We start from the raw sequence: 18,430 nt of genomic DNA on the forward strand, positions 1-18,430 counted from the left end.
TGTTTCATTTAGGATTAAAGAGAGATATTGATTCCGGCGCTCACAATTCTGGTTTGCGGGTAATAACTGCCGGTTACTGCATTGAGTTCAGGGTCATAGTCCTTAATTTTACTCAATACGAACAGGTTACTGCCATTCAGAAAAACGCGCAGGTGCTGCAGACTTAATCTGGAAGTCAGCGCTTTAGGAAAAGTATAAGAGACCTCTACATTTTTAAGTCTTAGAAATGCCGCATTGCGTAACCAGAAGTCAGAATAACGATTATTTATCGCGTCATTACGGTCAAATGAGGCTGGGTATTTTCCTCCGGGATTATTGACACTCCAACGGTCTTCAAACAACCAAACCGGAGGTGTGATGGCATTGCCTTGTTGCGGTAAAATCAACTGACGGGCTTTCCCCTGACCCTGGAAAAGGACATCCAATCCAATTCCTTTGTATTGAAATCCGGCTGTAAAGGCGAATACGCTGCTGGGCGTTGGACTTTCAAAGATGCGAATCCTGTCGTCGGAAGTGATCTTTTGATCTCCGTTGGTATCCTTATAGCGAATATCTCCGGGCTTTGTGTTTGCCAAATGCACAGAATTGTCGATCTCTGCCTGTGTTTTGTAGATTCCATCCGCCTGATATACCAGCCAGGAATCCATGGAATGTCCCTGGATTTTTTGCCATTCGGGTACATTGGCGGCCTCATCCATAAACACGACTTTGTTTTTCGTAAAGGTATAATTTCCGCCAAGCTGATAAGATAAGTCCTTATTGATGGCATGTCTGTACATCAGTTCCAGCTCAAATCCCCTGTTGTCTACTTTTCCAATATTTTCTACCGGCAATTTACCTGTCAGCCCTGTACTTGAAGGAACGGAGGCATTCCGCGCAATGAGGATGCGGTTACGTTTAGAAATAAAATAGTCTGCATTGAAGTTCAAATCGCCATTAAAGAAAGAAGATTCTATCCCAACATTCGTATTATTGGCCACCTCCCAGGTCACTCCCGGATTGGGTGCCACTCCTGCTGATAAGCCTTGCTGTTTCTCCGCATCCGGCCCAAAGTAAAAGCCTCCATCCAGGTTATACTGTTGTAAATTCTGATAAGGAGCGATTTTATCGTTCCCAAGTTTACCCCATGAAGCCTTCAGTTTCAGCTGGTTTACAAAGCTGACATTCTGTTTAAAGAAATCTTCTTCAGAGATCCTCCATCCCAGGGAAAGTCCCGGAAAAGTACCCCATTGTTTGCCTTTAGGGAAGTTAAAGGAGCCATCATGACGTAAAATAACCTCTGCCATATAGCGCTCCTTATAGCTGTAGGTGAAACGGCCAAAGAAATTCCTGCGGGCAGATTGCGAAGCTACACTGCCATTATTTTTGTCTTTATCTCCACCTATAAATATCTGGTCAATCTTGCTGCTTAGGTAACCTGTACGGTAGGCACTGATTCCTTCATCATAGTTTTCGCTTTGTTCATAGGCAACGAAAGCCGTTACCTGATGTCTGCCAAAGCTCCTATCATACCCCAGCTTCAGGTTATAAGTCGACAGTTGATAATTTCTAAAATCTTCATTCAGGTTGATCGGCCCTTCCGTATCCCTCAGGTTCACATATTCCTGCGTGTTTTTATTATAACGGAAGGCATCCCAGTTGTCGTACAACCGTTTACCCTGGCGAAAGCGGAAATCAAAAGCCGCGAGTCCTGAAAGGTATAAACCCTGAGTAATATATGGCAATTTCAGGTTAAAAGAGGCATCGGAAAGCAGGGAATAATCCTTTGTTTTGTTATAACCAGTCGCTCCGGAAGCCATCAAAACCGGGTTACGTCCACCGGCAAGCCCGGGTCCGGGAAGGCCATTTGGATAATAGGCCGGTAAAGTCGGATACGCAGAAAGTACCTCTGCAAAAATTGTCCCGCTGCTATAATTAGAATAACGCCTGTCCTCGATTCTTCCTGAAACATTCAGCGACACTTTCAAATCATCACTAATCTGAGAGCTGATATTGGAACGCAGGTTGTATTGTTTGTATTTCGTAGCAGATTTATGAAAGATCCCATCCTGATTTAAGTACTCTCCGGAAATAAAATGGTCAATCTTTTCGCTTCCACCACTCAAACTGATGGCATGGCGCGACTGTGGAGAAAAATCCTTCAGCACCGCATCGTACCAATCTGTATTGGGAAAATTCAATGGGTCAGTTCCATCTTTATACTTCTGTACATCTGCATCGGAATACTGATGCGGTTGCTTGAGGCGGTCATTCACCTCATTGATATAAGTCGCATACTGTCCGGCATCCACCAGTTTCGGCAATTGTGTAGGTTGGGTAAAGCCATAACTCCCGGTATAAGCAATCGTTGGCTTCCCGATTTTCCCTCTTTTGGTCGTGATCAGGATCACACCATTGGCTGCCTGGGCACCATAAATCGCCGCAGAAGCATCCTTCAGAACAGTAATGCTTTCTACATCTTCAGGATTGATCCTTTCAAATGCCCCTCTGTTGGCTACTCCATCAATCACGATCAGCGGACTATTGTCGTTCAACGTCCCCTTACCCCGAATCAGCAAAGTAGAAAAATCATTCCCCGGTTCTCCCGAACGGTTAGAGGCGATCACCCCTGGAATACGTCCTGCAATGGCATTGCTTAAATTCGCCGCCGGATTTTGTCTCAAAACATCCCCCTTCAAGGTAGCCACAGAACCGGTTACCGTTACCTTTTTCTGTACACCATAGCCCACTACAACGATCTCCTCCAATACTTTTTGATCCACCTGGAGCTGGACATTGACTTTTGAACCTCCATTTACAACAACCTCCCTGGTCGTATACCCCGTAAATGAAAATACCAGCACCCCTTTCCCGGAAACATTGATGCTGTAATTTCCTGATCCATCAGAAGAAACAGCAGTCCCTGTTCCTTTAACTGTAACTGAAACTCCTGGCAGGCCCCCACCTGTTTCGTCCGTTACTTTCCCTGTTACCCGCTCTGTTGTCTTCAGCACAGACTGGGCATGAACGAAATTGCTCATCCCCACCTGTCCTCCAGATACAGCGCATAGCATTAATACTTTAAGGGTCATTTTTAATTTCATACGCATTTTGATTAGTTGGTTTGGTTTATATTCTGGTTGATATTGTGGTTAAACTTACAGTACAGTACTATTCTATACTGTTCTAGTTTAACACAAACATATAAACATTTTTACACTTCCCAAATTTTATTTCAGGAAGCCCCAATAACCTTGTAATCAGCGCATAAAAAAAGCCGTATCTAAATGATACAGCTCTAAATATTTTCGCTTAAAATGTTAAAAATTTATACACGTGCTCCATACACACCCTGCCCTATACGTTCTCCCATATACGCCCTCCAGGTTTGGCGCAAGAAAAAGTATGCGTTCTGTGAGCAGGCCTGGAAATACCTGCCCTTTTTCAGGGCATGGATTTCAGTCTGCGAACAGATATGCTTACTTTTTCACTTCATTAAACCTTCTCTCCACTTCAGCCCAGTTCACGACAGTCCACCATGCACTAATATAATCCGGGCGTTTATTCTGATATTTCAAATAATAAGCATGTTCCCAAACATCCAGTGCAAGAATTGGCTTCCCTTTCTCCGCCACTACATCCATCAAAGGATTGTCCTGATTCCCTGTAGTTGTAATTTTCAATTTTCCATTCTGAACAATCAGCCATGCCCATCCTGAGCCAAATCTTTTTGCTGCAGAATCTGCGAAAGCGGCTTTAAACTTATCCATAGTACCAAAAGCACCATTAATTTCTTTCAAAAACGTCGGAGAAACAGCTTTCGGCTTAGGCGTCATGACCAGCCAAAACAGGCTATGATTAAAATGTCCACCTGCATTGTTTCTAATTACAGCAGGATACTTAGAAACCTGCGCAAGCAGGTCTGCAAGCGATTTTCCTTCAGCGGAAGCTCCTTTCAAAGCCGCATTCAGGTTATTGACATAAGCAGCATGGTGTTTACCATGATGAATTTCCATCGTTTGTTTATCGATAGCAGGTTCCAATGCATTGGTAGCATATGGAAGTGTCGGCAATTTAAATTGCGCGCTCAGCACCTGTGTGCTCAGCAACAATACAGTAATGGGCAAAAAGCTTTTTAATAGTTTCATTTGATGATATAATTTGTAATAATAGAACGTTTGCGGACTTACTTTGTTTCCCTCCCCTTCACAAAAGGCAGGTTAAAAGTTAAAACCTACTGAGAAATAAGGCATTGTTGCTTCTTTAGAGACCCCTATTGTTCCCTGAATCAGGATCTGATCTCCCGGCATGATGTATAGGCCACCACCATAGCCATGGTGCCATCTGCCACTGGATTCTCCGGGTTGCCAAACTCGGCCTACATCGTTAAAACCGATCATTCCTACGGTTCCGGGAACCAGGTAAGAAGTGAAATTGAATAGTTTTAGTCTCAGGTCCAGGTTATGATATGCGCCTGTACGTCCGGTAAACCTCCTGCTATTGAATCCACGAAGGCTGTTTACGCCTCCCAGCTGAATGTGTTGAAAGAATGCAGGATCGCCTACTGTTGTTCCCGCACCAATCCTGTTCGCAATCACCAATCCGGATTTCCCGGGATTCAGGTAAAAGCGAAACTCCGAGGTCACGATGCCATAGCGTTGGTCCTCACCTGTTACCCGTTGCTGGGCGGAAAGTGTCGTTTTCCAGAAAACTCCTTTTTTAGGAATCGCGATATTATCGCGGGTATCGTAGGACCATCCTGCCGTTAATCCGGCATAGAAGCGATTAGAAAAGACATCCTGTCCTGGGTTGGCCAGGTCATAATCAAAGAGAAAACGCTCATCATTCTCCTTACGATTACTTGCATAATAAGACAGCAGCAATCCTCCTTCTACGCTCCAGAATTTATCGAGGTCTCTTTTAAGTTTAATATTGGCATTTAAATAATTATAACGGTTCCTATAATAAGAAATCCCATCTTCTTTATCGTTCTCCTCCTCATGATGATCCTCCTCATCTTTCACATAGTCCGTATTATTCCCTAAACCAAAGAAGTTACTTAAATTATTAGGGCCCAGCATATTGACCGTTACTTTAAGGTCATTGTTACCGATTGCTTTCTTAAAATCACCTGCATAATCCAGGATAAAAGACTTCCTACCCGTAGAATAATGGGCCCAAATCTCTTGTTTCGAGGCATAAGGTTCTTTTCTAAACCCTTGTTTCTCCATGATGTATCCTAATCCGATCTGTACCCCCTGATCAATATTATAATTCAGGTCAAACAAGATCCCGGATCTGTCGTACAGAAATCCGGTTTTATTAAACTGGTTTACAGCGGTATCTTTTGCCAGTCTGAGCTTCGCAAATCCCTGTTCCGGAAGCTGGTTTATTTCATCTTTACGGTCATAAATAAAAAGGCCTGATTTATTGCTTACATTCTCTGCTACCTTAAACTGATCTTCCTCATCTCCACCGATCATTCTTACTTTTATCGGGGAATTGGTCTTACCATGCACATCAAAAACATCCTTTCCACCTAGTCCGAACAACCTGATTTCCTTAGTCACCATTGGATCGAAGGTACGGTCAAAGAACAGACGGCCTTTAGTGCCATCCTTTTTAATGTTGTAAACATGCAGCCTGACCATGCCGTCTTCCTGATGTTTCACATCAAAATATTCGGTCTTGTCTGATCCCGGAACATCTACGTTGATGGATAAGAAGCGGTAATATTTCAGCGCCAGGGTTTCCAACTGGTCTCTCCTGGAAGTAAAATTGCCAATCAGCTCGGCTCCACATTGTTTAAATATCGGCTCCGGCATTTCCCTGAAAGATTTAGCGATCAGCTCATCCGTCATTTTAGACTGCACCAGCTTCACTTGCGCTATCCAATCCTGTTCCGTCAGTTCATTTAAAAAGAAGCGGTCAAAATACCGTTCGTTAAAGTTCCAATGCTCCACGTCCCTGATCGTTGGGGAGTAAGGTTGTAAATGTGATTTCAGCCATTGATGGGTCAATACCCATGGGAACACCCCTGAAGTTTTATAAAATACTTTATCGCGGTCTCTTGGCACGGGACTATAGGTTGTTCCATCGACGGTTTTGTCTACGGACCAGCGCCAGTTGTCTTCGTGCCTGTCCCAGTCGCCCAATAAGAAATCCAGTAAACGGGCCCTAAGGGTCATTTTCTGATCGGCATGGGTATCATTATCTTTTAAAATCTTCTTTTGTGCTTTTTCTGTATTGTCGGTTTTCTCTTCAAAAGGAGATCTTTCTTCAAACACATATGCCGCATTGGCGAAATCTTTCCGGTATTCGCCCAGTCCGGGATCATCCCCTACATATACGATTTCCGGCTTTGCATGGGCCAGGTCGAGTGCTCCGGCCAGTGTTGGCACGATCAGGGAGGCAAAAGGATGGTTGGTAGAGACCTGATCCTGAGTAATGTCTTTTGCAATGGTCGCCCTTAGGTTTTCCGGCAGACTTCTATCGGCATATTTCTGAACGGTTCTCAAGACCCATTCTTTCCCGGAAGCATCCTTTAGACGCAGGGACCTGGTTTGCATCCCACCACCAAGCTTGGTAATCGTGAGCCCTCCTTTTTCTTTCTGAAGGTCCATGATGCGGAGCTTTACCGGTGTTGCCCATATTTTACGGTAGCTTTCTCCCAGCCAGAAGCGGTGAAAGCCACTTACTTTATCATATTCAGGTGCGATAGCCACTGTAATTGAGTCCGCTTTACCTGCATTTTGTGCAATGCCAGGCGAAGCAATGGCTACAAGAGCCAGGTTTACTAATAATGCCGCTTGCAGCTCTTTTTTAAAACGCATGGTCGATGTTAATGTTTAAGCGTTACCCCTATTCTAAGGGCCTTTAATCCTTCTACTCCTTGTAATTCTTCAATATCAAGATACTCAAGATCGTCATTTAAAAGACCAATATCCTGAAGAGTTTTAATATATCCTACATATTCATGCGCTTCCCAACTGTTAAAATACACAATTGCAATCTTTCCGGGCTGGGTAATCCGCTCCATCGTATCTTTAATATGTGCTTTATCGATCCGTTTCTTGACCATCTGGTAGCGGATATTATAACTTCCTTCCACATCAAAACGCTGTTCATCGATCCTGAAGCTGATGTCTATCAATTTTTCATAGACAAAAATCAGCTGTGTCGTTTCCAGTGGCAGAGAGAAATAAGGCGCCAGACTAAAGGTCGTCTGTGCCACTTCTGCCAGGACTTTCAATTGTTTCAGGCGGAATTCATGGAGGATATCCTCCGAAAACTCTTTATCCGGCGCAATTGAAGGACCCAGGTAAATGTCAAACTCTACCCCATCCGTTCTGAATTTCTCAAAATAGCAAGGGTAAATGCGTTGAACTTCCCTGTTAAACTCATCCAGATGCCTGGTTACTGCCAGGTTGATCATCTGAAGGCTTTTTTCATACCTATCTCTGTGTTCGTAGCTCTTTCCATCAATCGCGGTAAGCTTAAAATACTCGTCCACGGTTTCTGTCAGCTCCGGATAGGTTTCCATTAAATGAGTCAGTGCATATGGAATCTGGCGTTGCAGGTAGTCTTCTGTCTTCAGGATCTCGCGGTCAGAAAGGTCTTCAAACTGCTCTTTATTCCAGATTTGGTATTGCTGAGGAATGTCTTCATCCGGCAGCTGACAAACCTTTTCTCTCACTGTATCCAATGTTTTTTCTAATATCTCGAAATGGACATACAGGTCTTTTCTAATCGCCATATTACGGAGCACACTGGAATTCCTGATGTCTACCGCTCCATAAAAGGGATGTACACCTTTAAAGAAAACAGGTTCAACAGGCAGGTTTCTAGCTTTCCCTCCGGATTGAAGGTAATGGTATGCTGCCTGATGGAAACGCCATTCTACGGAAGGTTGCAAGGCCGTAAATTTATCCGTTACAATTTCGGAGATCTCCTGATTGAAATCGGTGATGATGTCCTGATACAATTGTGCCAATAATGGAAAGGCAAGGTCAATTTTCGTCAGGGTACTTCCGTTAAACTTGGTCGGATCTTCGGTATACAATTCCAGGCATCCCACCAGCTTTGCATTGTAATACAAAGGAAAGAGCCCGTAGGATTTGATTCCTTTTGCCCAAAGGAGGCGGAGCATCGGATATTTCTCCTGATCTTCTTCGGTAATTTCCGGAAAGATCATCGTCCTTGGATTGCTCAGGTACTCTTCGATCAGGTTCAGTTCATCTTCATGTTTCCAACCATCTTCTTCAGCCAGTTTAATCAGCGTGCTGTAAAAACCTGATTTTTCATTTACCAGGAGCTTATTGTTCAGCTTAGTATAAGGCAGCATTCCAAACTCCAGCTTTTCCGTACCCACGAGGGTCTTTAAGGCAGTAGCAATTTCTTTGCTGTGGTTTACATCCTTAGACTCATGGTGTTCAATGATGATGTTCTTGATCGATTCCAGGACATATTCACCGGTCACATCCACCATGGTTACAATGGAAATCCCTTCTATCGTAAATATTTCCGGTGGAATTAACTTGGTTAAGATGTCTATGGTATTTGTTTCATCCTGAATATAATCTTTCACAATATTCAGGTCATATACCGGCATTTCCACATTCGCGGTAATCTCCAGAAATCTGGTATCTATAATTAAACGGTAATACTTAGGCAGTTTTGTTTCCGGATCGATGATTGATTTAACGGTAAACTCGTTTGCCGTGAGCGAGAAATTATAAAAGCGGCGGAGCACCAGGTTATAAAATGCAGACAAGAGACTTTTTTCCATTTCCAGCTTTGAAGGCAGACTTAAATCTGCTTTCAACGTACAGGTAGATGGCTCCATCAATATGTTATAAAAGGCATTCGTTCCGTAATGAAAACAGGGCATCAGTGGGGTACTGATGGCCCATAAATGCTCTTTTTCTTCATTTATAATCGGCGATAATGCGGTATAGATCAATTCAAAAAGCACGTTATACCGATGGACATTTTCCTTTGGTATTGGTTCAAGCAATTCAGGGAATTGCTTGAACTGCTCCAGAATGTATTTATAAAAGTTGATTTTTGCAGTTTTATCCGTGTTTGCCATGTTCTCCACATAGGCAATAAATGGCCTCAGCGACAGCTTTATATCTGCGCCAACCGGTCTGTCCCCCGATCCAACAATACTATTATTTAAATCCAGCGTGATCGCTTGCATCTGTTGTATTATTTATTTTTCCGTACTATTTACCCGGGGCAGTATACTTAAACTTAAGGATGTTGCCATTGGTCAGCTCATCTCCCTCATTTGAAATATACAGGTTCAGGTCTTTGTCGAAGGCGATACCCTCCGGCTGGTTGTAGAGCGAAGAGCTCAGGCGGTGTACTGCTTTCACTTTCCAGTTTTCATCTGCAATCAACAACAATTTATTGGCGGATGCGAGAATGTACCATTCTTTGGTTTTCGGGTTTTTGGTCAGTGCAGAAGGGCTTAAACTTGCTTTAAGCTTAGAATTCATCGTTTTAATCTGCTCCAGGTCAATACTGAAAGTGCTTTCCGGAATCAGGCTATCGATTTCTGCTTTATAATTAAGTACGTAACCCGTTGCGGTTTTCTTCTTTTTGTCTACCGGGCATGATTTACACAATATATATACCTTACTGCTTTCTTCATCCGCATACAAGCTTTCATACTCTCCTTTTGGGATCAATCCTTTGCTGTGTTTCACCTGTTCCGCTTCTTCTTTAACGGCTTCTGCAAAGGGAAAAGAGAAAATATGTCCGTTACTTTTTAGCACGAAGATCTTTTCTTTGATGATCGCAATGTCTTCATAATCGCCTTTTGCTGCAAAACGCACATTCTTTTGGTCTTTGATGTCCCATTTCTGACGGAACACTTTTCCATCTTCATCCTGAATGGAATAAACCGTATCCGGTTGTCCTTTATAAAAAGTGATGCCGGAGATTTCGAGCAGGCTTTCGGGCATGTTGAACTTATCAGGCTTCTCCAGGTCATAGCCTGCAGGGCTGCTGAATTTAGAGGCTATAGGTTTACAGGCATAAAAAATCAGTAAGGCCAGCACCGGAAGAATATAGAATAGTTTAGTATAGACTTTTTTCATAAAATACGTTCGTTAATTCACATTGAACTTTTGTAACAACTGATAAATGGCTTCCTGAGAACGCAATGGTTTTGGGCCATTAAGTGCCTCATTCTGCATGGTAACACTGATGTTTACCGCCTGCACATTATCTTGAAGCTGCAAGGTAATAATTTCCGTAATCAGACGTTTCAAATCAGCGTCATATAACGGAAAACACACCTCAATCCGGCTATAAATATTTCTATTCATCCAGTCGGCGGAGCCCATATAGACGTTGTTTTCTCCTTTATTGTGGAAGATAAAGATCCTTCCATGTTCCAGATAACGGTCAACAATCCTTCTTACGGTAATGTTTTCACTCAGTCCGGCTTGTCCGGGGATGAGGCAACAGATGCCGCGGATGATGAGCTGAATCTTTACCCCTGCCTGCGATGCTTCATAGAGTTTAGTGATGAGCACCTGCTCTTCCAGGTTATTCATTTTGATGATCATGCTGGCAGGCAATCCTTGTTGTGCATGGTCAATTTCTCTTTGAATCAGGTCCAGAAAGGTTTTCTGCAGGTTAAATTGTGCCACCAGCAGGTGTTCAAATGAGATCTGGTCTTCATCAGCAGGGGTTTTCTTCTTCTTGCTTAAAAAACCAAATAAAGATTCCAGTTCCAGCAGCATCGGCTGATGTGCGGTCAGTAAAATATGATCGGTATAGAATTTCGCAGTACTTTCGTTTAAATTACCCGTTGCCAGTAATCCAAGGTATTGGGTTTCCCCTTCAATATTGCGTTTTACCAGGCCTACTTTGGCATGTACTTTCAGGTCCAGGTTGCTATAAACAATCCTTACCCCCGCCGCTTTCATCTGTTTGGCCCATTTGATGTTGTTGGCTTCATCAAAACGCGCTTTCAGCTCTACCAGTACCACGACTTTCTTTCCGTTTTTTGCGGCAGTCATCAGTGCGTTGACGATTCTTGAATTGCTGGCCACCCGGTAAAGGGTCACATAGATCTCCTCCACGGACACGTCATTTGAAGCTTCATTGAAAAAGCGGAGTACTGCATCGTAATTCTGGTAAGGCACATTAATTAAAATGTCTTTCCGGAGGATATGGTTAAAAAGCGTGTCTTTTTCAGCGATCCGCTCTGCCACCGCAGCAGGCCATTTCGGGTATCCGAACTGTTTGCCATCCAATGGAAAGTTATTCAGGTCTTTTAAATTATGGTAGGTTCCGCCTTCCACCACTGCTGCTTTATGCAGTTTCAGGGCATGGATAACGCGGTATATGTTTCTCAATGGAATTCCAGGTTCATAAAGAAAGCGGGTAGCAAAACCAAAATCACGGGTCTCGAGTTGTTTTTCCAGTGCAATGGTAATGTCTTCGGCATACTCCTGCCCTATTTTTAACGCGGCATTCCTGGTGATCTTCAGGTTAAAGGCGCCATGAATCACATCATTAGGAAACAAATACGTCAGGTGATGCTTGATGATGTCTTCCAGAAATACCACATACTGTTCTTCTCCGGCAGGAATGGCATACAGGCGTTGCAGTACTTCTGAAGGAATACTGATCAGCTCCATGCGTTCGTTATGACCTTCCTGATCTCTTAAAATGATGACCTGGTACAGTTTATTGTTTTCGGCAAAGAAATCCTTCAGGTCCCGGTCAATACAAACCGAGTGGATATAGGCGAGAACTTCATTAAAGAAGATATCTGAAACCTGGGCAGAAATCTCCGCAGGAATAGGTTTATTATATAACCAATGAATATTCTGCGCTTCCAGTTCGGGCAGAATCTGTTTAACCATGATCTCGCCGAACTTTTGCTGCTGCTGGTTGATCTTCTGTTTCGCCAGCTCAAAGTCCCACATCAGGACCGGCATTCTCACTCTGTAAAACTCATCCAGATTGGAAGAATAGATAGAAAGGAATTTAATGCGTTCCAGAATGGGGACTGTCGCTTTGGAGGCTTCCATCAGTACACGCTCATTAAAACTTAGCCAGCTTAAATCCCGGTTAAAAAATGCAGCAGACTCCATATTATAAGGTAACCAGGAAGGAAGCCAGGATAAAGGCCACTACAGAGATGACAATTCCAAACATAAATACGTTGTAGGCGATCCTTAAAAGACGGTATTTACGGCCAAGGACTACCCCCTGGGAGTAAAGATCTTTGATCAGACTTCCGTAAAGGAAATCACGGTCTTCCATCATTTTTATCATTCCTCCTTCATAGTCGGGAAGGCTCATGCGGTAAAAGTTACCGAAGAACAAAAGATTTACCTTTTTATTATTGATGTCTTCAGGCGTAAAAACACCTTCAGGGATGGAAGGACGTGTTGCCAGGATGGAAAACACCATGGTCACCACGCAAATCACGAGTAATATCAGGGTAGGAATGATCAGGTGCGGGTTATCTTCCAGTTTTCTTAACAGAATACTCAGGATGACCGATAAAATAATGGAGTTGGTAGAAATCATGATGTGCGCCTTATTATCAGCCATATCACTCAGACGCTGGTGGTTGGTAGAAGTGATCCTGAACATGGTTTCAATTCCCCTTTCCGGCCGGTCGCTCTTTTTCTTTTTATCCTTTTTCAAATCTACAGATTCCGCGGGTTCAGCGGCCACAGCAACAAGTGCTGTTTCCTGCTGTGCGACAACTGCTTTATGCTCCAATTCGGCCAGGTTCTCTGCTTTTTTCGCATTCAGCAGGTTCTGACAATAGGCGGTATGGTAATGGTGTGACTTAAAAAGAGCGATGGTTTTCAATCTCCATTCGTCTTTATCGAGTGCCCTGTCGCAGAAAGCTTCCGCTTCCTTGCGCATCAGTTTGTTTCTTTCTTTAAAGCTGTTGCTGCCTAAATGATAGAGGTCTGCATCGCAAACGATCTGCTCCAACAGTCCTTCAGGGCTCTGGGGCATTTTGGTAGCCAGGATACAGTTGTTCACCTTATCGATCACTTCCGGGCTGACGTCTTTCTCTTTTAGGAATTCTGTAGCGAGGCCTGCCCCACTTGCTTCGTGCTGCTGACAATCGAAGAAATAGCCGAGGTCATGAAACCAGCTGGCAGCGGTAACGATGAAAAAATCTTCATCTGAAAGTTGGTAATGATTGGCGATTTTCACCGCATTCTCTACCACTTGTTCGGTATGGCTTAGGTTATGATATATAAGTCTGACATCGTTTTTGGCATGGAATACGTTGGCAACGTGCGATCTCAACTGGTCTAATATTTCCCTATAATTCATCTGGTATGCTATTGTTTTTCTTAGTAAATATTGCTTTTCATGATTTAAGAAACCATTATAAGCCTTTTTTATCCTCTTTTGTATTTGCGGGCAGATACTGTTTCTTAGTAAATCACGCGCGCTTACGTGTTGGTTGATGATATAAATATGGGGGTTTTAATTTTCATATTTAAAATTACTTTAAAAGATGTCATAACTTCTATTTTTCATCAGGAGTCATTATTGTTTGTAAGCGGTATGCGTACGATGGTTTCAATATGGTCTCTGACCGGTATCAACTGAAAAAGTGATACTCGTCATATTTATCTGAACCCGGAAGCCGGAACTTTGGAGATATCGAATTTCCTTATGTTAGCACAGAAAACCATAGCCCAGGAAACCCAATGTTACCATTGTGGTGACGACCTCCCAAAAAGCCCTTACACATTGGACGACAAGCCTTTTTGTTGTCTGGGATGCCAGGGCGTTTATCAGCTTTTATCAAGTCATGACCTTGGGAATTATTACGCTTACAACGATGTCCCCGGACAAACACAGAAGAATGGAGCACAACATTTTGAGTACCTGGATGAAGCAGACATTGCGGCCAATCTGCTGGATTATAGTGATGAAAAAATCAGTGTCATTACCTTATATATCCCTGCCATCCATTGCAGCTCCTGTATCTGGCTATTGGAACACCTCCATAAAATAAAGCCGACTATTCTTCAATCCAGAATTGATTTCCTGAAAAAGCAGGTAGTAGTCACCTATAAGAATAAGGAATTGTCCTTGCGACAACTCGTAGAAACCTTATCCGCCATTGGCTATGAGCCCCTGATCAGCTTACAGGATGTGGTAAAAAAGCAGAAATCTGACCATTCTGAAAGGAACCTGATCACTAAAATTGCGGTTGCGGGTTTCTGCTTTGGCAATGTCATGCTGCTCAGCTTCCCCGATTATTTCGGAATTACAAACCTGGATCAGGAGTTCAAATCCTTCTTCGGATGGATGAACCTCGCTTTTTCCATTCCTGTGGTATTTTATAGTGGAAGAGATTACTTTATTTCGGCCTGGAACAATTTAAAAAACGGCATTTTAAACCTTGATTTCCCACTTGCTTTAGGGATTACGGTCATGTTTATCCGCTCTATTGTAGAAATCATCGGTAACACTGGAGCCGGTTTTGTAGATACGCTCTGCGGACTGGTATTCTTCCTGCTCGTTGGGAAATGGATGCAGCAACATACTTACCACCACCTTTCCTTTGAAAGGGATTACCGTTCTTATTTCCCGGTTGCTGTAACGCTGATAGAAAAAGGCGGAGAAAGACCCATTCCATTGAATGAGCTAAAGGTTGCCGACCGCATTCTGATCCGCAGCAATGAGATCATTCCGGCAGATGCCATCTTATTAAAAGGAGATGCGGAAATGGATTTCAGCTTTGTAACCGGCGAATCCCTGCCGGTAAAAAAGGTTTTGGGAGAAGTGGTTTATGCTGGCGGCCGACAACTTTCCGGCGCCCTGGAACTGGAAGTCGTAAAGCCTGTTTCTCAAAGTTACCTCACCCAACTGTGGAACAATGAAGCCTTTTTTGGAGAGAAAAACCGCATCAGAACCTTTAGCGACCGGGCGAGTAAATATTTCAGCATCGTATTGTTGAGTATTGCCCTCGGCGCTGCTGCCTTCTGGATGTTTAAAGGAGATACCGGAAAAGCAGTGGCTTCCTTTACTGCGGTTCTGATCATTGCCTGCCCCTGTGCATTGGCTTTAAGCTCTCCATTTACGCTTGCTGCTGTGCTGAGCATTTTTGACAAGAATAAATTCTACCTGAAAAATACGGCTGTAATCGAAGAACTGGCTCGTATCAATACCTATGTATTTGATAAAACAGGAACCATCACCAATCCCGATGTGAGTGGATTTACCTTTGAAGGCAGTATTACTGAAGAGGAGAAACAGCTGATCAATGATCTGGCCAGAAACTCCGGACATCCCCTGAGCAGGGAGCTGGTAAAATGGCTGAACAGGCCTGCAAAATATACCGTTGGAAAGTATATGGAAAAAGTCGGCCGCGGGATTACGGGAACAGTCAACGGCAATACCTTAAAACTGGGAAGCGCTTCTTTTCTGGGTTTGGAGGTCAAACAACCGGCGAAAGGTGCAGTCGTACATATTATTATTAATGAGCAATACCGGGGTTTCTTTTGCTCCGAACAGCAGTGGAGGTCAGGATTTAAAGAGCTGATCTTTAAGCTTGGTAAAGCCGCAGACCTTCACCTCCTTTCGGGTGATCAGGACCAGGACAAACAGACCCTGATTCCCTTTTTCCCCCGCGCACAACAGATGCATTTTAAACAAAGTCCGCAAAATAAACTGGATTATATCGTTCAGCTTCAATCCTCCGGCAGGAAAGTGTTAATGTTTGGGGACGGCCTGAATGATGCCGGGGCTTTAAAGCAAAGCGATCTTGGTGTTGCGGTAACCGACAACATCAATAACTTCTCTCCGGGTTGTGATGCCATTCTGGACGGAGCGAGCTTCTATAAGATCCCGCAATTTATTCAACAGGCAAAAGATGCGGTAAAAGTGATTCACATGAGCTTTGCCATTTCCCTGACCTATAATGCCCTGGGGCTCTACTTTGCCGTTCAGGGGATGCTTTCTCCACTTATTGCAGCGGTGTTAATGCCGGTTAGTACCGTTACCATCATTCTATTCACCAGCATTGCAGCCAGGCTGTACGCGAAGAAAAATCAATTGCTATGAACATCATTTACTTTCTGATTGGCTGCAGCATCCTGCTTGCACTGATCTTTCTGCTGGCCTTTTTCTGGGCAAGCCGAACGGGGCAGAACGATGATACCTATACCCCTTCGGTTCGAATTCTGTTCGATGATGAGGTCCAGCCTGTAAAGGAGGAACTAAAAAGTGACGAAGATCACACTTAGTGGAAATCCCTGTCATTCTATAGTCACACACACCGCCCTAATTTTACAAACAATAAACAACCACTCATTATTTTAACATGACTGATAAATTTTACTACGACAACAAGATCGTCAGGAACTTCGCAGTTGCCACCATCGTCTGGGGCATCATCGGAATGACGGTCGGATTGCTCATCGCTATGCAGCTCTTCAAGCCTGCATTAAACATGGGCTCCCAGTACACGACTTTCGGCCGGATCAGGCCATTACACACCAATGCGGTGATCTTTGCTTTTGTGGGTAACGCCATATTTATGGGTGTTTATTACTCCCTGCAGCGACTGCTTAAAGCGAGGATGTTCAGTGATGTACTCAGTAAAATACACTTCTGGGGATGGCAGCTGATCATTGTCTCGGCGGTGATTACCCTTCCTTTAGGATTCAGTTCCTCCCATGAATACGCAGAATTGGAATGGCCGATAGATATCGCCATTACTTTGATTTGGGTTGTCTTTGGGGTCAATATGTTTGGTACGATTATCAAAAGAAGAGAGAAACATATGTATGTGGCCATCTGGTTCTATATTGCCACATTTGTAACCGTTGCGGTATTGCATATCGTGAACTCTTTCCAGCTTCCGGTATCTGCTTTTAAAAGCTATTATTTATTTGCAGGGGTTCAGGATGCACTGGTACAATGGTGGTATGGTCACAATGCAGTGGCGTTCTTCCTGACCACACCTTACCTGGGAATGATGTATTATTTCCTTCCAAAAATGGCACAGCGTCCGGTATACTCTTATAAACTGAGTATCCTTCACTTCTGGTCATTAATCTTTATCTATATCTGGGCTGGCCCACACCATTTATTATATACGTCTTTACCAAGCTGGGCCCAATCGCTGGGTGTTGCTTTCTCGATCATGCTGATTGCACCAAGCTGGGGCGGTATGATCAACGGACTATTGACCCTTCGCGGTGCATGGGACAAGGTAAGAGAAGATTCGAGACTTAAATTTATGGTAGTCGGCATTACCGCTTATGGTATGGCTACGTTTGAAGGCCCAATGCTTGCCTTAAAACAGATCAATGCGATTGCTCACTATACCGACTGGATAGTAGCACACGTACACGTAGGTGCTTTAGGCTGGAATGGTTTCTTAACCTTCGGAATTTTATACTGGTTGATTCCCCGCATTTACAGAACAGAATTATACTCTAAAAAACTGGTGTCCTTCCACTTCTGGATCGGAACACTGGGAATTATATTTTATGCAGTGCCTTTGTATTTCGCAGGTTTCACACAGGGATTGATGTGGAAAGAGTTCAATGCGGATGGAATGCTTAAGTATCCAAACTTCCTGGAAACAGTGATACAAATCCTTCCAATGTATGTCTTGAGAGCGATCGGTGGTGCTTTATACCTTGCCGGAGTAATCGTGATGACTTACAACCTGATCAGAACAGTTCGTTTGGGGAAACTGGTGGCCAATGAGCCTGCTGAAGCGATGCCACTGGCGAAAGATTATGTTCCTCAGGGATCTGAGAAAAAATTACACCGCGTACTGGAACGTAAACCAATGGTATTCATGGTGCTTTCCTTAGTGGTGATCCTGATTGGTGGAATGATCGAAATGATGCCCACTTTCACGATCAAATCCAATATCCCTACGATTGCCAGCGTGCAGCCTTATTCTCCTTTGGAGCTACAGGGACGTGATTTATACATCCGTGAAGGTTGTGTGAGCTGTCACTCTCAAATGATCCGTCCTTTCCGTTCAGAAACAGAAAGATATGGAGAATACAGTAAAGCGGGAGAGTTTGTATACGACCATCCACATTTATGGGGTTCTAAAAGAACCGGACCTGATTTACAGCGTGAGGGTGGTAAATATGGCAATGTATGGCATTACAACCACATGCTTGACCCACAGACAATGTCGCCTGGAAGTATCATGCCTCCTTACGAATGGCTGATTACCCAGAAACTCGACACGACAACTACCATCAGCAAGATCAATGCGATGCGCAGTTTAGGTGTTCCTTATGAGGAAGGTTATGAGCATAAGGCCAACAGAGACCTGGACAAACAGGCAAAAGCCATTGCTGCAGACCTTCAGAAGAACAACATCAAAGTGAAAAGTGATAAAGAAATCGTTGCACTGATTGCCTATCTGCAACGTTTGGGAACAGATATTAAAGCGAAGTAA

Annotated in this window: 10 protein-coding genes; 3 read left to right on the plus strand and 7 right to left on the minus strand. The window is 43.6% G+C overall.

The genetic code is table 11. The features are described 5' to 3' along the window. Positions 1-14 precede the first annotated feature (14 nt). The 7 genes from BLQ87_RS21010 to BLQ87_RS21040 form a co-directional block, all read right to left on the minus strand. Positions 15-3,083 carry a SusC/RagA family TonB-linked outer membrane protein gene (locus BLQ87_RS21010; protein ID WP_074610639.1) on the minus strand — a complete coding sequence of 1,023 codons (3,069 nt, stop codon included), beginning with the start codon at positions 3,081-3,083 and terminating at the stop codon, positions 15-17. A gap of 375 nt (positions 3,084-3,458) precedes the next feature. Beyond that, positions 3,459-4,127 carry a superoxide dismutase gene (locus BLQ87_RS21015; RefSeq protein ID WP_074610641.1) on the minus strand — a complete coding sequence of 223 codons (669 nt, stop codon included), beginning with the start codon at positions 4,125-4,127 and terminating at the stop codon, positions 3,459-3,461. 72 nt (positions 4,128-4,199) lie between these two features. Continuing rightward, positions 4,200-6,812: a BamA/TamA family outer membrane protein gene (locus BLQ87_RS21020; RefSeq protein WP_074610643.1), complete on the minus strand. Its 2,613-nt coding sequence runs from the start codon at positions 6,810-6,812 to the stop codon at positions 4,200-4,202. Between the two features lie 8 nt (positions 6,813-6,820). After that, positions 6,821-9,181: a GAF domain-containing protein gene (locus tag BLQ87_RS21025; RefSeq protein WP_074610644.1), complete on the minus strand. Its 2,361-nt coding sequence runs from the start codon at positions 9,179-9,181 to the stop codon at positions 6,821-6,823. 25 nt (positions 9,182-9,206) lie between these two features. Further along, on the minus strand, positions 9,207-10,085 hold the full coding sequence (locus BLQ87_RS21030) for an SdiA-regulated domain-containing protein (RefSeq protein ID WP_074610646.1): 879 nt from the start codon (positions 10,083-10,085) through the stop codon (positions 9,207-9,209). A gap of 12 nt (positions 10,086-10,097) precedes the next feature. Beyond that, positions 10,098-12,098, minus strand: a complete 2,001-nt coding sequence (gene ppk1, locus BLQ87_RS21035; protein WP_074610648.1) for a polyphosphate kinase 1 — start codon at positions 12,096-12,098, stop codon at positions 10,098-10,100. Between the two features lies 1 nt (position 12,099). Further along, complete coding sequence (locus BLQ87_RS21040; protein ID WP_074610650.1) at positions 12,100-13,311, minus strand: Pycsar system effector family protein; 1,212 nt, start codon at positions 13,309-13,311, stop codon at positions 12,100-12,102. Between the two features lie 348 nt (positions 13,312-13,659). Here BLQ87_RS21040 and BLQ87_RS21045 point away from each other — a divergent pair, with 348 nt between their 5' ends. The 3 genes from BLQ87_RS21045 to ccoN all read left to right on the plus strand — a co-directional run bounded on the left by BLQ87_RS21045 (position 13,660) and on the right by ccoN (position 18,430). Next, positions 13,660-16,059, plus strand: a complete 2,400-nt coding sequence (locus tag BLQ87_RS21045; RefSeq protein WP_074610652.1) for a heavy metal translocating P-type ATPase — start codon at positions 13,660-13,662, stop codon at positions 16,057-16,059. Beyond that, on the plus strand, positions 16,056-16,241 hold the full coding sequence (gene ccoS / locus BLQ87_RS21050; RefSeq protein WP_074610653.1) for a cbb3-type cytochrome oxidase assembly protein CcoS: 186 nt from the start codon (positions 16,056-16,058) through the stop codon (positions 16,239-16,241). The genes BLQ87_RS21045 and ccoS overlap by 4 nt, the downstream gene beginning before the upstream one ends. Positions 16,242-16,318: 77 nt before the next feature. Then, the gene (gene ccoN / locus BLQ87_RS21055; protein WP_074610655.1) at positions 16,319-18,430 is read left to right on the plus strand and encodes a cytochrome-c oxidase, cbb3-type subunit I; all 2,112 of its coding nucleotides are present in this window, start codon (positions 16,319-16,321) and stop codon (positions 18,428-18,430) included.

It is taken from the genome of Pedobacter steynii (assembly GCF_900103665.1).
GTDB lineage: Bacteria > Bacteroidota > Bacteroidia > Sphingobacteriales > Sphingobacteriaceae > Pedobacter > Pedobacter steynii.

Bases quoted from the DNA above. Each gene is read 5' to 3' on its own strand.
- BLQ87_RS21040 (WP_074610650.1), bottom strand. From the start codon at position 13,311: ATGAATTATAGGGAAATATTAGACCAGTTGAGATCGCACGTTGCCAAC.
- BLQ87_RS21030 (WP_074610646.1), bottom strand. From the start codon at position 10,085: ATGAAAAAAGTCTATACTAAACTATTCTATATTCTTCCGGTGCTGGCC.
- BLQ87_RS21020 (WP_074610643.1), bottom strand. From the start codon at position 6,812: ATGCGTTTTAAAAAAGAGCTGCAAGCGGCATTATTAGTAAACCTGGCT.
- BLQ87_RS21025 (WP_074610644.1), bottom strand. From the start codon at position 9,181: ATGCAAGCGATCACGCTGGATTTAAATAATAGTATTGTTGGATCGGGG.
- ccoS (WP_074610653.1), top strand. From the start codon at position 16,056: ATGAACATCATTTACTTTCTGATTGGCTGCAGCATCCTGCTTGCACTG.
- BLQ87_RS21045 (WP_074610652.1), top strand. From the start codon at position 13,660: ATGTTAGCACAGAAAACCATAGCCCAGGAAACCCAATGTTACCATTGT.
- ppk1 (WP_074610648.1), bottom strand. From the start codon at position 12,098: ATGGAGTCTGCTGCATTTTTTAACCGGGATTTAAGCTGGCTAAGTTTT.
- BLQ87_RS21015 (WP_074610641.1), bottom strand. From the start codon at position 4,127: ATGAAACTATTAAAAAGCTTTTTGCCCATTACTGTATTGTTGCTGAGC.
- ccoN (WP_074610655.1), top strand. From the start codon at position 16,319: ATGACTGATAAATTTTACTACGACAACAAGATCGTCAGGAACTTCGCA.
- BLQ87_RS21010 (WP_074610639.1), bottom strand. From the start codon at position 3,083: ATGAAATTAAAAATGACCCTTAAAGTATTAATGCTATGCGCTGTATCT.